This window comes from Azospirillum sp. B4 (genome assembly GCF_000333275.1).
In the GTDB taxonomy this organism is placed as follows: domain Bacteria; phylum Pseudomonadota; class Alphaproteobacteria; order Azospirillales; family Azospirillaceae; genus Nitrospirillum.
On sequence record NZ_BACU01000124.1, the window covers coordinates 1 to 13,836 of the forward strand.

The 13,836-nt window shown below is 68.3% G+C and carries 12 protein-coding genes; 4 read left to right on the forward strand and 8 right to left on the reverse strand.

The annotated features are described in order from the left end of the window. The coding region (locus I55_RS05830) for an MG2 domain-containing protein (RefSeq protein WP_252181034.1) at positions 1–1,408 on the reverse strand (1,408 nt) is incomplete at its 3' end. Between the two features lie 260 nt (positions 1,409–1,668). On the opposite strand from I55_RS05830, the gene I55_RS05835 reads away from it, so the two are divergent. The 3 genes from I55_RS05835 to I55_RS05845 all read left to right on the forward strand — a co-directional run bounded on the left by I55_RS05835 (position 1,669) and on the right by I55_RS05845 (position 6,394). Then, positions 1,669–2,895, forward strand: coding sequence for an ROK family transcriptional regulator (locus tag I55_RS05835; protein WP_044559567.1), 1,227 nt, complete (start codon positions 1,669–1,671; stop codon positions 2,893–2,895). A 193-nt stretch (positions 2,896–3,088) separates the two neighbouring features. Continuing rightward, positions 3,089–4,270 (forward strand): AGE family epimerase/isomerase, encoded by a 1,182-nt coding sequence (locus I55_RS05840; RefSeq protein ID WP_044559568.1) that lies wholly within the window; start codon positions 3,089–3,091, stop codon positions 4,268–4,270. 81 nt (positions 4,271–4,351) lie between these two features. Next, positions 4,352–6,394 carry an alpha/beta hydrolase domain-containing protein gene (locus I55_RS05845; RefSeq protein WP_044559569.1) on the forward strand — a complete coding sequence of 681 codons (2,043 nt, stop codon included), beginning with the start codon at positions 4,352–4,354 and terminating at the stop codon, positions 6,392–6,394. 91 nt (positions 6,395–6,485) lie between these two features. On the opposite strand, the gene I55_RS05850 is transcribed toward I55_RS05845, so the two are convergent. Beyond that, complete coding sequence (locus I55_RS05850; protein WP_148293588.1) at positions 6,486–6,833, reverse strand: hypothetical protein; 348 nt, start codon at positions 6,831–6,833, stop codon at positions 6,486–6,488. 416 nt (positions 6,834–7,249) lie between these two features. Here I55_RS05850 and I55_RS05855 point away from each other — a divergent pair, with 416 nt between their 5' ends. Continuing rightward, a complete protein-coding gene (locus tag I55_RS05855; RefSeq protein WP_148293589.1) occupies positions 7,250–8,650 on the forward strand; it encodes a phospholipase in 1,401 nt (466 codons plus the stop codon). Positions 8,651–8,653: 3 nt separating this feature from the next. Here the strand turns inward: I55_RS05855 and I55_RS05860 are convergent, their stop codons facing one another. The 6 genes from I55_RS05860 to I55_RS05885 form a co-directional block, all read right to left on the reverse strand. Then, positions 8,654–9,520 carry a mechanosensitive ion channel family protein gene (locus I55_RS05860; RefSeq protein ID WP_049973873.1) on the reverse strand — a complete coding sequence of 289 codons (867 nt, stop codon included), beginning with the start codon at positions 9,518–9,520 and terminating at the stop codon, positions 8,654–8,656. A gap of 102 nt (positions 9,521–9,622) precedes the next feature. Then, positions 9,623–10,429 carry a cytochrome c gene (locus tag I55_RS05865; RefSeq protein ID WP_044559571.1) on the reverse strand — a complete coding sequence of 269 codons (807 nt, stop codon included), beginning with the start codon at positions 10,427–10,429 and terminating at the stop codon, positions 9,623–9,625. Further along, positions 10,426–12,048, reverse strand: coding sequence for a b(o/a)3-type cytochrome-c oxidase subunit 1 (locus I55_RS05870; protein ID WP_199902473.1), 1,623 nt, complete (start codon positions 12,046–12,048; stop codon positions 10,426–10,428). The genes I55_RS05865 and I55_RS05870 overlap by 4 nt, the downstream gene beginning before the upstream one ends. After that, positions 12,038–12,607 (reverse strand): cytochrome c oxidase subunit II, encoded by a 570-nt coding sequence (locus I55_RS05875; RefSeq protein WP_044559573.1) that lies wholly within the window; start codon positions 12,605–12,607, stop codon positions 12,038–12,040. The genes I55_RS05870 and I55_RS05875 overlap by 11 nt, the downstream gene beginning before the upstream one ends. Before the next feature lie 15 nt (positions 12,608–12,622). After that, positions 12,623–12,799 (reverse strand): hypothetical protein, encoded by a 177-nt coding sequence (locus I55_RS37620; protein WP_044559574.1) that lies wholly within the window; start codon positions 12,797–12,799, stop codon positions 12,623–12,625. Between the two features lie 8 nt (positions 12,800–12,807). Next, a partial coding sequence (locus I55_RS05885) for a cytochrome c (protein ID WP_044559577.1) occupies positions 12,808–13,836 on the reverse strand: 1,029 nt, incomplete at its 5' end.

Here is a 13,836-nt window from a genome sequence, read left to right on the forward strand (position 1 = left end):
TGGACCTCGAAGTGCCGCTGCCCACCACGGCGTCACCGCCGGCGACGTACAGGTCGATCTTCCATTCACCGCGTGGCGCCGCGGCACTGATGGGGATGTCGACGCTGCCAGCGCCGCTGGCCAGTTTGACGGTCAGGTGCGCGGCCTCCACCCCATCGCTGCGGCGGACGACGGCGGCCACACTGTCCACCCCCGTCGTGCGGATCTGGGCGTCGCGCAGCACGAAGGCGGCGTGCACCGTCTCCCCCGGGCGATAGATGCCCCGCTCGGTATAGACATAGGCGTCCAGCGGTCCCGGATCCGGGCGGCCATCGGCGCCCCGGGCGCTGAAATCGAAGGCGGCCCGGTCCAGCGACAGCGCGGCGAAGTCGGCCGGCGCGCTGGCGAAGGGGATCAGCGACGCGCCACCGGCGAACGCCTCCACCAGAGCCGGGCGCGCCCCGCCCTTGCCACGCAGCAGGCCGATGGGGAAGCGGGCGATGCCGTCGCCATCGGTCTTGGCCTCACCCAGCGTGCCGGAATCATGGCCCAGCAGCACCACCCGGGCGCCGTAAACAGGCGTGGCCTTGGCCAGGGAGCGGGCGACGACGGTCAGCCCGTCCCCCCCGGTCAACGCCGTCAGCGCCATGTCGGTTTCAACCAACCAGCGGGCGGCAGTGCGGGCGTCACGCTCCTCATAGCGGGCGTTGGCCCGGTCCTTGGCCAGCTTCTCATCCTCCACCACCAGCAGGTAAGCACCGGGCTGGCGTTCCTTGAGCACCTGGTCGAGGGGGAAGTTGGTGACCGTCCGCTTGTTCAGCGGACCCTTGGTGTCCATGGTGCCGGTCCATACCGGCCGCACCTTCTCATCCNACAGCTCCTCGACGCTCCATCCCGTCGGATCCTGGTTCAGGGGCAGGTTGGCCAGGGCGGTTTCCGGGGCGCGATAGAGGCTGAGCGTCACCCGCGCGATGTTGATGGTCTCCACCCCCACCCCGGCGTTGCCCACGCGCGGCAGCACATAGCCGGTACCGGCGATTCGCACGCTGCCTGGCAGATCGTGCATCGTGAGGTGGAAGGTCAGGTTCTTGGGCAGGGTGTTGCCATCGGCGGCGGGCAGCCCGGCCCGGATGGTGACGCTGTAGGCCTTCCCCGGTTCCAGCCCACTGAGGCACAGGCGGCGGTCGGTGGCCGTGACGGCAACGTCCGTCGCCGGTTCCAGCGCCACGAAGCCGGACAGGTCGTCCCGGTTCTCCGCCAGCGCCCGGTTGAACCAGACGCAGGCACCGGTGGCGTCCGTGTCACTTTGCGCCAGGTTGCCCGAGGGCACCAGCTGCCCGGTGGCCATCGCGGGCGGGCATGGGGAAGCGACGGCCAGCAGCAAGGCTGCGATAACCAAGCGGGCGGCGAACGCGACGCAGTGTCTCATGCGAGACCCCGGATATGAGGAAGGGGCGGCGGAACGGCCGCGGCGATGGATCCTGGCGACGGCATTGCGGCGGCGTCAAGGCCGATCGACAATCATGGCGTTCATCGCCATCGGGATTATGCCGCGCAGGTGGCTTGCCCCGGTTTCCAATGCGATCCGCCAAATGCGGCAAGCATGCAAAAGCGTGGTTGTGTCCGGCACAGTGATGCCCCACCATCCGCGCCATAATCTTTGTGAAATTTAAATAAGGAATTGTCTGGATGTCCGCGCCTGTGCCCCCCCGCACCGCCGACCTGCACCCGTCGTTGGGCGCCAGCCTGTCGGGCACGAACCTGGAGCGGGCGGGCGATCACAACCAGCGGGTCATGTTGCAGGCCATCCGCGTCAGCGGCCCCATCACCCGGGCGGAGTTGGCGACCATCACCGGCCTGACGGCACCAGCCATCGCCAACATCACCAAGCGCTTGCTGAATGACGACCTGATCATGGAGGTGGGCCGCCTCCATGGCGCCCGGGGCCAGCCGGCCATGCGCCTGGCCATCAATCCCGACGGCTGCTTCTCCATCGGTGTCAACATCGACCGCGACCATGTCACCGTGCTGGTGCTGGACCTGCTGGGCCAGGTGCGGCACCGCGCGACGCTGGAGGTGGACTTTCCCCTGCCCGACGCGGTCGCCACCTTCTTCAAGGAACAGGTGGACGCGTTGCTGGCCGGCGGCGCCTTCCCGCAGGAGCGCATCGCCGGCATTGGCGTCGCCATGCCGGACGACCTGGGCCGGGTGAACCTGCCCAACCGCCCCGCCAGCTATGAGGCGTGGAACACCGTCAACGTGGCGCGCCTGTTCTCCGCCATCCTGCCCTTGCCCGTGTTCCTGGAGAACGACGCGGCGGCGGCGGCCCTGGGTGAGTTGCAGTTCGGCCATGGCCTGCACGACCCCAGCTTCTTCTACATCCTGATCAGCCGTGGCCTGGGTGGCGGCATGGTCATCGACGGCCAGTATTTCCGGGGCGCCCAGGGCCGCAGTGGTGAGATCGGATTCCTGCCCGTCGCCTCGCCCCGCACGCCGGCGACCTCGCTGCAGGAGGCGGTGTCGCTGTCGGCGCTATTCGGCTTCCTCAAAGCCAACGGCTACCCCTTGAGCCAACCGGACCAGTTGGCGCAGCTGGACACCACCGGCCAGGCGCTGGTCGACCAGTGGCTGGATCTGGCGGCGGAGCTGCTGACCGCCCCCATCATCGCCATCAGTTGCCTGGTCAATCCCGAAGCCGTGTTCCTGGGGGGACGCCTGCCCACGGCCCAGCTGGACCGGCTGGCGCAGCTGATCACCGAGCGGCTGCTGACCCACGCTGGCGCGGTCCCCGTCATCGCCCCGGTTTATCGCGCCGCCACCGCCATGGACGCGCCGGCCGTGGGCGCCGCCATCCTGCCGTTCAACGACCGCCTTCTGCCATCACGTACCGCCCTGATGAAGACGGCCGCCGCCTGATGGCCATGACGCTTGCGCCATTCGTTCCCTGATTAATATTTCAATTTTCATTTTTAAGACGACAAACTATGGTCCCCTCAACGGTTGGTCAGTCCCCGCCGCGTGGGTGGCCAGCATCGTTCCCGCCTGCCGGGCGATTCCTCCGGTGGGCGTGGCGCCACCTGCCTCTGGTCCCCCTGATAAGGAACACCGCATGCCATCCGCAGCGCTTCTTGATGCCGCCGCCGTGCGCGGCCAGTTGAAGGCCTGGCTGGTGGAGCACGCCTATCCCCTGTGGTGGGAGGCCGGGGCCGACCGGCTGAACGGCGGCTTCCATGAGAAGCTGGACCTTGCGGGCCGCCCCACCAGCGATGCCCGCCGGGCGCGGGTCCAGGCCCGTCAGGTCTATGCCTACGCCGTCGCCGCCAGGTCCGGCTGGAACGGCCCGGTGCGGGAGGCGGCGGAACACGGCCTGACCTTCTTCTTGAACCACTACCGCCGCCCCGACGGCCTGTTCCGCACCAAGGTGGCGCCGGACGGCACCGCCCTGGACGACACCGTGGTGCTGTACGACCAGGCCTTCGCCCTGTTCGCCCTGGCCGCCGCCCAATCCGCCACGCCGGAGGACCGCAAGGCGGAGGAGATGGCGGTGGCGCTGCGCCAGCGCTTGGCAGACACCCTGCGCCACGCCCAGGGCGGGTTCGAGGAAAGCCACCCCCGCACCCTGCCCCTGCTGTCCAACCCGCATATGCACATGCTGGAAGCGTCCCTCGCCTGGATGGAGCAGGGCGGCGACGGCGGCTGGCGCGCCCTGGCGGAGGAGATCGTCACCCTGGCGCTGACCCGCTTCATCAACGACGACAGGGGCGGGCTGAAGGAATTCTTCGACGGCGACTGGCGCCCCGTGGCCGGCACCCAGGGCCGCATCGTGGAGCCGGGGCACCAGTTCGAATGGTCGTGGCTGATGCTGCGCTGGGCGGCCCTGACCGGAACCAAGGCGGCGTCGGATGCCGCTTGGCGCATGATGGCCATCGGCGAGGGCCCCGGTGTGGACCCGGCGCGGGGCGTCGCCATGAACGCCCTGCTGGACGATCTGACGCCACATGACCCGATCGCCCGCCTGTGGCCGCAGACGGAACGGATCAAGGCCGCCGTGCTGGCGGCGTTGGCCACCCGCGACAACACCGACCGCAGCGACGGCTACTGGACCATGGCCGCCAACGGCGGGCGCGGCCTGATGAAATACCTCGACACGCCGGTGAAGGGCCTGTGGCGCGACCGCCTGAACCCCGACGGCACCTTCGTGGAAGAGGCGGCGCCGGCCAGCAGCTTCTACCACATCGTTTGCGCCATCCAGGAACTGGATCGCGCCCTGGCCACCGTCGGCCATCCATAGAGTGGCTGCCCCAGGATAGTGGATTGATGGCGGACCAGCGCCGCTTTAGTTTCGGCCCCACAATGAATAAGGGGCGGTGACATGCGGCGTCTGATCATCCTGATGGGGCTGTTGACCACCACGCCGGCCTGGTCGGCGGTGGAGCGGGTGGAGATCACGGAGCGGACGGTGCTGGCCGAGGGGGCCACCTTCGGCGCCGTGGGCACGTATGAGAAGATCCGGGGCACGGCCTGGGTCAGCCTGGACCCCGCCCTGCCGGCCAACGCCGGCATCACCGACCTGGGCCTGGCCCCCAAGGACGATCACGGTCGCGTCGTCTTCGCCACCGATTTCCTGATGCTGCGCCCGACCAACGCGGGCCAGCGCAATGGCGCCCTGTTCTACGACGTCAACAACCGGGGCGGCATCGCGGCATTGGGCCAGGTCAACGGCCGGGTGCCGGCGCGCAATGACCCCACCACCCTGGCCGACACCGGCAACGGCTTCTTCTTCAAGCGCGGCTTCACCCTGTTATGGTCCGCCTGGACCTGGGACGTGCAGCCCGGTGGCCCCGGTGACAGGCCTTTCATCCTGAAGCCGCCCGTGGCCAAGGATAAGGGCGGGCCGATCACCGGCAAGGTCGCGTACGAGTTCATCGTCGACAAGCCGGCGAAGACCGCGCCTTACGTCGGCATGAAGGGCATCCCCTATCCCTTCGCCACCGCCGGCGCGCCCGACGCCGTGCTGACAGAGCGGGATGCCCCGGAGGCGCCGCGCCACCCGATCCCCCGCGCCACCTGGGGCTTCGTGGAAAACCCGGACGGCGCCCTGCCGGTGGAGGTGCGCCTGGAGGGCGGCTTCCAGACGGGCAAAATCTATGAGGTGGTGGTCCCCTCCCGCGATCCCTATGTGGTGGGCGTGGGCCTGGCTGGCATCCGCGACCTGCTGTCCTTCTTCAAGACCCAGCCCTTCGCCGGGCAGCAGCCGCTGGACCGCGCTCTGATCTTCGGCATCTCCCAGTCCGGGCGCGTCATCGACACCATGCTGTACAACGGCTGGAACCGGGATGAGGAAGGACGGCCCGCCTTCGACGGCGCCTATGCCCAGGTGCCGGGTTCCGGCAAAGGTTCTTTCAACCAGCGCTTCGGCCAGGCCACCCGGCATTTCAGCCCCCTGGTGGAGCAGATCTATTATTCCGACGCCTTCCCCTTCACCACCACGCCCTCAACCGACCCAGTTTCGGGCGCGAGCGGGTCGATGTTGGATGGCGCGCGGGCGGCCGGGCTGCTGCCCAAGATGATCTTCGCCAACACCTCAGCGGAGTACTGGAACCGCTCCGCTTCCCTGCTGCACACCACGCCGGACGGGGCGGCCGACGCCACCATCGCCCCCTCGGCCCGCATCTACCTGCTGGCCGGGTCACAGCACTATGTCGGCCGCAGCCATGAGCGGGCGCCCTTCACCGCCTGCGTCAATACCACCAACCATTATCCGGTGGAGCGCGCCCTGATCGTGGCGCTGGACAACTGGGTGCAGGGCAAGGGCCAGCCACCCGCCAGCGCCGTGCCCAGCCTGGCGGACGGCACCTTGGTCGTGGCGGAGGCGTACAAGGCCGCCTTCCCCAAGGTGCCGGGCCTGACCCCGCCGGCGTCCCCCCTGATGCCGCCGCGCCTGGATTTCGGCCCGCGCTATGCCCAGGGCATCGCCGACACGGTTCCGCCGGTGCGGGGCGCCCCCTACCCCACCCGCGTGCCCGCCCCCGATGCCGACGGCAACGACCGCGCCGGCGTCCGCCAGGTGGAGCTGGAGGTGCCGCTGGGCACCCACACCGGCTGGAACCTGCGGGCACCGGAAACGGGATTCGGCACCTACCAGGGCCGCTTCGACGGCTCCTTCGTGCCCTTCGCCCGGACGGAGGCGGAGCGCATCGCGGCCCACGACCCCCGCCCGTCCCTGGCGGCGCGCTATCCCAGCCGGCAGGCCTTCCTGGACAAGGTGCACGCCGCCCTGATGCGCGAGGTGGCGGCGGGCTTCGTCCTGGCCGAGGAGGTGGACGACCTGGTGGCCGACCAAGGCGCGCTGTACGACCGGATCCTGACGCACGACCCGGCGGATCCGGGCTGTGGCTACTTGTTCGGTAACTAACGCTCCACCATCGCCAGCCTTGGCGCCCATAGACAAAAACCCCCGCCACCAGCCGGTGACGGGGGTTTTTATTGCGAAAGGCGGACAGCCCTTACGAAACCGGGCGCACCAGTTCCAGGCTGTCACCGACGCGGCGCACGTGCAGTTCCAGGGCCGGCTGGCCAACGCCGCGCGGCACGGACACCACCGTCTCCTGGTCAGGCGCCAGGGTGGAGACGAAGCGCACGGTGCTGGACGGGTCCTGCGTGCCGGCGGTCACCACCACCTGATAACCAGCCTTGGTGGGGTGGTAGTAGAGGTTGACGTCCACCGCGTCGAACTTCGCCTTCAGGGCGGTGTCGGCGGACAGGGTTTCGGCACGGGCGATCGTCACCAGGCCCACGGCACCGGCGACGACGGCGGAAAACAGGATCGAATGAGCGGCGAAGGAGCGGGTCATGGCGGAAGCCTCGGCGAAAAGGACGGCAGCAATATGCTGCATCTGCGAAGAACTATATGGCGGTTGCGAAGAGATAGACAACGGTGTCAGTCGCTCAGCGGCCATGCAGTCCTCGAAGGGCGGCATTAACGATGATTCTGGGCCGATACGGACCAGATCCATGGTGACAAAGGCAGGATAGGCCTACCCTCGCACGTCCTGAATGACCGATAAGCCACCTTTCAGGACGCGGGACCGCCCGCCAGGCGACGGCGACCCGCCGATTTCGCGTCCGCGAAGTATGGAAAATCGACGAAGCCCCACCGGTGGGGCGGCCGTGTCGCGGAAACGACTTCAAACGCCGCTATCCTCCGACCGCTCGTGCGGGGTCCTCTCCTCCCGGGCGCTCCTCCCTCCTTAAGACAAGGTGCCGGCCTATGCGACGTCCCCCCTCCCGAGTGAAGCGCGTCCTGCGCCGGGGCCTGTGGCTGACGGCATGCTTTTTCGCCGTCCCTTCCGCCGCCTGGGCCTGGAGCAACCATACGCTGTGCACCTGGCAAGCCGTGGCCGTCCTGCCGCAGATCGCCCAGCGCACCGTGCCGGCGGAGACGCTGGCCAGCTTCCTGTCCATGGAGGCGGAGCATCTGCCTCAGGTTCTGGAGGATGAGGAGCGGTGGGCCCGGGCCACCGTTCCCTCCTACGCGCCCCGGCCCGACGCGCTGGCCTTTCAGGCTGCCAGGGATGCGGACGCGACCACCCTCCGCCGGGCCTTCCTTCGCGCCATCCGCGCGAACGAGGATATGCCGCTGAACCTCTACCTGCAGCGGCCGCCGGGCACCGCCGTGCCGGCGGAGCGGATGATGGACTGGTCCGCCCTGAGTGTCCTCAAGGGCATGAGCGACCTGGACGCGCATAGCCTGGAACGGCTGGAGGATGGGGCGGCGGCGCCGGTGGCGGACGTGATCGCCACCGCCTCCAACGAGCCGGACTTCGGCTTGGACATCGCCCTATGGCAGGACAACGGCGCGCCGGAAGGTGCCGCTTACGGCTATGGCCCGCAGCCCTTCGGCAACCCGCGCCTGGAGTACAGCAGCCAGGCCCCCTTCCACATGGGCTTTTATCACGAAAGCGGCATCCTCTACCGCGCGGCGCCCTATCTGCAGAACACCTATCCGGAAGCCCGCATCCATCTGTACATGACGTTGTCGCGCTTCGCCTTCGCCCAGGGTCACCCCTACTGGGGCTGGCGCTTCGCCGGCTGGGCCGTCCATTACGTCCAGGACCTGGCCCAGCCCTATCACGCCCGGGTGCTGCCCGGTGTGGGCGTGCCCCGGATGCTGTGGACCAGTGTGCTGGACATGGCCGGCGTGCACGGCCCTAAGACCGCCGCCGTCAACCGCGTCACCAACCGCCATACCGTGCTGGAGAACTACCAGTACCACCACATGGCCGCCGCCTATGCCCAGGGCCGGATGGATGATCCGCTGCTGGCGGCGCTGCGCGACACGGCGGATGACACGGCGCTGCCCCGCCTGCTGCCGCCCTCGCCCCGCGACCTCATCACGGTGCAGTCGGCCGCCGTGGCCGACACGCTGGACGCCCAGTTGGAGCGCAGCTTCCCCGCCCACTACGTGACCGATCCGGACACCGACCTCGACGCCGTGCCCGACCTGGACATGGATGCCGTGGCGCGCCAGGCGCCGGAAGCGGAGCAGCGGAAGCTGACCGACCTGGTCGCCGCCCGCATGCGCCAGGTGGGCCGCGACACCCGCGCCCTCATCCGGGCGGTGGCGCCGACGGGCCAGGAGGCGGCCGCCGGCGGGGACGCCAAGCCCTGAGGCTTATCCTGCGGTGGCCGCCTCGCCGGTCGCCGCACCGGTCGGTAGAACAGCCGCGTGGATGGCACGGATCAGGTCGCTCTTCACCGCGGGAACAACGTCATCAACGGTAGAGAAACCGATCACGACATCCAGAGCCCGGCTGTCGCCGGTGCGGTCGAACAGCACGGTCGGCGCCGGGCTGATGCGCGGGTCGGCCGCCACGATACGGCGCACCGCCTCGGCCACACCGTCCAGGTCGCTGGTTTCCGGAATGCGGAAACGCAATTCCCCGGCATGGGCCGGCGCGGGATGGGTGCTGAGGTTGCGCAACACCTGGCCCCAGACGCCGCTGTTGGGGATGATGATCTGGATCTGGTCGTCAGAGATCAGTTCGGTCCAGAACAGCGACAGGTCCCGCACGGTGCCGGTGGCGCCGGCGACCACCACCTTGTCGCCGATCTTGAACGGCCGGAAAATCAGCAGCATGACGCCTGCCGCCAGGCTGGACAGGGTGCCTTGCAAGGCCAGGCCGATGGCCAAGCCGGCGGCACCGATGACCGCGACCAGGCTGGTCGTCTGGATGCCGAACTGCGCCAGGACCGCCAGGACGGTCAGCGTCAGCACGGCGTAGCGCGCCAGGCTGCTGAAGAAGCCGCGCAGCATGGCGTCGAAGTGGGGCGTGCGGGCCAGCATCGCGGCGACCATGCGGCCCACCTTGCCCGACAGCCACAGGCCGATCAGCAGGATCAGCATCGCGGCCAGCAGGTTGACGCCATTGGTGACGGCCCAGGGGACCAGGGCGTTGAGGCTGACCAGCAGCGCCTGGGTCTTCTGGTCCACCGTGTCGATCACGGGGACGTCCGCCATGGAAAGCAGGGGCAAACGCATGCACGGGGCTCCGTTGGTTACCGTAAACGCGGGCAACAGTAGTGGAGACCGCACGGTTCCGCCAGCGTCCGGCCCGTCGCTGAGCAACGGGAGAGGCCCTGGCTATTGCTGTGCGCCCGCGTAGTAGCGCGCGGCCTCGTCGATCTCGGCGGCGGTCATGACGCGGGCGATGTTGCGCATCTGCTGACCGATGTCGTTGTGCCGCGTGCCGGCCGCGAAGGCCACCAGCTGGGCCCGGATGTAGACGGGCGACTGGCCATCCAGCCAGGCGGCGCCAGGCTTCATGCTGAGCGTGCCGTGGCAGGCGCCGCAGGGGGCGATTCCCCGCACCGGGGCGCCGCTGATGACGATCCTTGGCGGCGGCGCGTCGGTGGGGATGTTCCAGGGCGCCCGCGGCAGATAGGCGTAGAAGGCCGCCAGGTCGCGCATGTCCTGGTCCGTCAGTTTGGCCACCAGCGGCTCCATGACGGCGCTGGACCGGGCACCCGACTTGAAATCCTGAAGCTGCTTGTAGATCACCAGGGGATGCTGGCCGGCAAGGTTGGGCGAGTCCGCCTCGCTCAGGCCCCGGGCGCCGTGGCACATGGAACATTGCAGCGCCAGGGTGGCGCCCCGGCCGACGGACGCGGCGTCGGCGCCCTTCAGCAGGGTCGGCGTGAGCGCCACCTGCGTCCCGCGGAAGTCGGGCTTGGTCACGCTTTTCGCCGGGCCGGGACGGAACACGCCGGCGGCGCTGCAAATCTCGCCCCAAATACCCCCGGCACCCTCCGCCGCCTGCCCCCGGTTCGATTGAAGGGACGGCAGCCAGAGGAAGCCGGCCAGCGCCGCCACCAGGAACAGGCCCGCCGTCACGGCGACACTGGTGGTAAACCACCGGTTACGGAAGGTGAACAGGGGCTCGATGCTCATTTTTGGGCTCCGACTGTGATGGCGGGCACGTCGGTACCAGGCGTGGTCAGCAGATGCAGGATGGGGAAGCCGTAGTTCACCAGGGTCAGGCCGACCATGAGGCTGAGCCAAAGCCCGTAGCTGTTGAGCGCCACAGGCACCCGCCGTGGCTGGTGCACGGCGACGCTGAACCGGTAGGGGCCGGGATCGATCTGTGGCGCGCGGTGCCCCCGGATCAGCACGGCCAGGAACAGGATACCGGACAGCACAAGGATGGCGCCGCCGATCACCGACATGATGACCCAATTGGCCTGTGGCGCCAGGGCCGGATCGGTGTAGTCGTAGTAGGCCATGCGACGCGGCATGCCCAGGATGCCGACCCAGTGCCAGGGGAAGGTCAGCACCATCATGCCGATGAACCAGGTCCACAGCTGCGCCCGGATCAGGCCGTGGCACTCCAGCGCCCGGCCGGTAAGGTGGGGCCAGACGTCATAGGCGATCGCGAAATACATGATGACGATGGCGCCACCGAAGATCAGGTGGAAGTGGCCGGTGATCCATTGCGTGTTATGGATCACCGCGTCCAGCTGATAGCTCATGTTGATCAGGCCCCCGGCGCCGCCGAAGCCCAGCATGACGAAGGAAAAGGCGATCGCCAGCATCATGGGGTTGCGCCAGGGCAGCGCCCGTATCCAGCCCAGCGCCCCCCGGCCGCCGCGCAGCCGCGCCGCGATCTCCACCGAGGCGCAGATGGTGAACACCGTCAGCAGGGTGGGCAGCGCCACCAGGGCGGTGAAGACGGAATGCAGGAACTTGAAGCCGCCGCCCACCTGCGGGTCCATGAACAGGTGGTGCACGCCGATAGGCATGGCCACCACCAGGAACAGGATGAAGGACAACCGGCCCATGGAATCGCTGTACAGCCGGCCGCCGATGGCGCGTGGCACGATGGTGTAGTAGGCGATGTAGGTGGGCATCAGCCAGAAATAGACGATGGCGTGCAGCGTCCAGGAGAAGAACACCCGCGCCAACCCGGCATCAATGGTGGTGCGCAGGCCCAACGCCACCGGCAGGATCTGGAACAGCAGCTCGATCGCCGCGCCCACCGAGGTCCAGGCCCAAAGGTAGGAGCCCGCGACATTGGCGAACATGGCCAGCGGCACGGCGGCACCGGGGTTGTCCTTCTTCCACCGGTAAAGGTTGACCGACATCAGCGCGACCCAGATCCAGGACCCCACCACCACCAGCACGACACCGATATAATAGAAGGGGTTGCCCACCAACGGCGGGTAGAAGGTGTACAGGACCGATGCCGCCCCCAAGGCGACCGGGATGACGGCGGTGATGGTGCCGACCACGGCCAGGCCGAATCCCACCCAGGCCCAGGCGCGCCCGATCAGCGGGCGCTTCAGCGCGGCCTCGGTGATGAAATAACCGAAGCCCATGGCCACCAGCGTGGGCAGCACGTAGGCCATGGCCGTGCCGTGTCCGGTGACCGACCGATAGTACCATTCCGGATTGCTGATCCAGGCGTGCAGGGGGCTGCGGATGAACATCTGCCACTCGCCCAGCAGCAGGGCACCGGCGAAGGCGGCGAAGGCCAGCCAGAAGTGGGCCAGGATGAGCCGTTTACTGGTCAACACAGCTGAGCCTCCGATGCCTGGTGGCCATCTCTTGGAACGTCGCCTTGTCCACGACCCTGATCCGGCCCCACATGCCCTCATGGCCGGTGCCGCAGAACTCATGGCAGGGCATGTGGCGCTCCCCCGTCGTCTCGAACCGGGTGGCGATGGTGGAGACGTAACCCGGGACCAGCATGACGTTCACGTTGGTGCCGTCGATCAGGAAACCGTGGACGACATCGGCGCTGGTCGCCCGGAAAGCGATGGGCGTCCCCACCGGCACCACGATACAGGCGGGCGTGAACGAATATTGCTGGCCAATGGCCCGGACCATGACCGACCCGTCCGGCTCCAGTGAACTGCCCAGGTTGGCCTCGGTGAATTCCCCCGCGATGTGCAGGGTGCGGGGATCGGCCGTCTCCAGCACCGGCTGGGGCATGGTCGCCTGGTGGATGCCGGCGAAGGCCGCCATGACGATCAGCAGGGCGACGATGCCGACCGACAGCGTCGCCCAGCGGCGCTCTATGCGCTCGGCGCGCTGGGCCCCCTCCCCGTGCGGTTCATGGTCGTGCGTCATCGGTGGGCAGCCTCCTCAGGGAACGGTCGCGCGCGGCACGAACACGAACAGGTAGAAGGCGAACCAGATCGCGACGACGATGGCGGTGGCGATACCCGCCAGCACGACGGCCCCCTTGGCACCGGACAGCACGATCCTATCCACGGCGTCGTCCTGGGCGTCGCCCGGGATATCCTGTTCCGAATTGATCATGGGCGGCCTCAATCCAGGGGGGCGGAGCGAAGTTGGTTGGCCTGGGCGGCGGTGACCGCGCCGGCCTTGTTGCCCCAGGCGCCGCGGATGTAGGTGACGACGGCCGCCACCTCCTCATCCGACAGCGACTGGGCGAAGGGTGGCATGCCATAGGGCATGGGGTTGCCCGTGGTGCCCGGCGGATAGCCACCGTTCAGCACCATGCGGATGGCGTTCACGGCGGAGGTCATCTCGATGGACTGGTTGTTGGCCAGCGGCGGGAAGTGCGGCGGCCTGCCCTTGCCGTCGCCGCCATGGCAGGTGGCGCACTGCGCGTCATAGACCGTCTTGCCCAGGCGGAACAGCAGGCTGCTCTCGGCCGAGGCGATGGCCGGCGGCGTCGCGTCCGGCGGACCGCCCTGCCCCAGGCTTTTCAGGTAGACGGCCATGGCCCGGGTATCAGCGTCGGACAGGTATTGCAGGCTGTCGTACACAACCTCCGCCATGGGGCCGTAGACGGCGCCCCGGGCGGATACGCCAGTGCGCAGCAAGTCGGAGATTTCCTGCAGGCTCCACTCCCCCAATCCCGCCTCCTTGTTGGAAGTCAGCGAGGGCGCGTACCAGTTCTGCATGGGGATCAGCCCGCCCTCGAAGGCCTTGCTGTCCGAACTGCCGCCCAGGGCGTTGATGGGCGTATGGCACATCGCGCAATGGCCCAGCCCCTGCACCAGATAGGCGCCCCGGTTCCATTCCGCCGATTTGGACGGGTCCGACTTGTATTCCCCCGGCTGGAAGAACAGCGTGCGCCAGCCCAGGATCAGCTGGCGGTTGTTGTAGGGAAAGCGCAGCTCATGCGGGCGGTTGGCCGACTTCACCGGCGGCACGGACTTCAGATAGGCGAAGATCGCGTCCGAATCCGCCCGCGTCACCTTGGTGTAGGATCCGAAGGGCATGGCGGGATAGATCAGGCCGCCATCGGGTGACCGGCCGTCATGCATCATCGTGTAGAACTGGTCGGCGGTCCATTTGCCGATGCCGGTTCCGGATCCGGGGGATGT

What these genes read in the sequence shown, in the direction of transcription:
- I55_RS05855 (WP_148293589.1), top strand. Translation starts at nt 7,250, where the DNA reads ATGCGACGTCCCCCCTCCCGAGTGAAGCGCGTCCTGCGCCGGGGCCTG.
- I55_RS05835 (WP_044559567.1), top strand. Translation starts at nt 1,669, where the DNA reads ATGTCCGCGCCTGTGCCCCCCCGCACCGCCGACCTGCACCCGTCGTTG.
- I55_RS05845 (WP_044559569.1), top strand. Translation starts at nt 4,352, where the DNA reads ATGCGGCGTCTGATCATCCTGATGGGGCTGTTGACCACCACGCCGGCC.
- I55_RS05860 (WP_049973873.1), bottom strand. Translation starts at nt 9,520, where the DNA reads ATGCGTTTGCCCCTGCTTTCCATGGCGGACGTCCCCGTGATCGACACG.
- I55_RS05865 (WP_044559571.1), bottom strand. Translation starts at nt 10,429, where the DNA reads ATGAGCATCGAGCCCCTGTTCACCTTCCGTAACCGGTGGTTTACCACC.
- I55_RS05875 (WP_044559573.1), bottom strand. Translation starts at nt 12,607, where the DNA reads ATGACGCACGACCATGAACCGCACGGGGAGGGGGCCCAGCGCGCCGAG.
- I55_RS05840 (WP_044559568.1), top strand. Translation starts at nt 3,089, where the DNA reads ATGCCATCCGCAGCGCTTCTTGATGCCGCCGCCGTGCGCGGCCAGTTG.
- I55_RS05850 (WP_148293588.1), bottom strand. Translation starts at nt 6,833, where the DNA reads ATGACCCGCTCCTTCGCCGCTCATTCGATCCTGTTTTCCGCCGTCGTC.
- I55_RS37620 (WP_044559574.1), bottom strand. Translation starts at nt 12,799, where the DNA reads ATGATCAATTCGGAACAGGATATCCCGGGCGACGCCCAGGACGACGCC.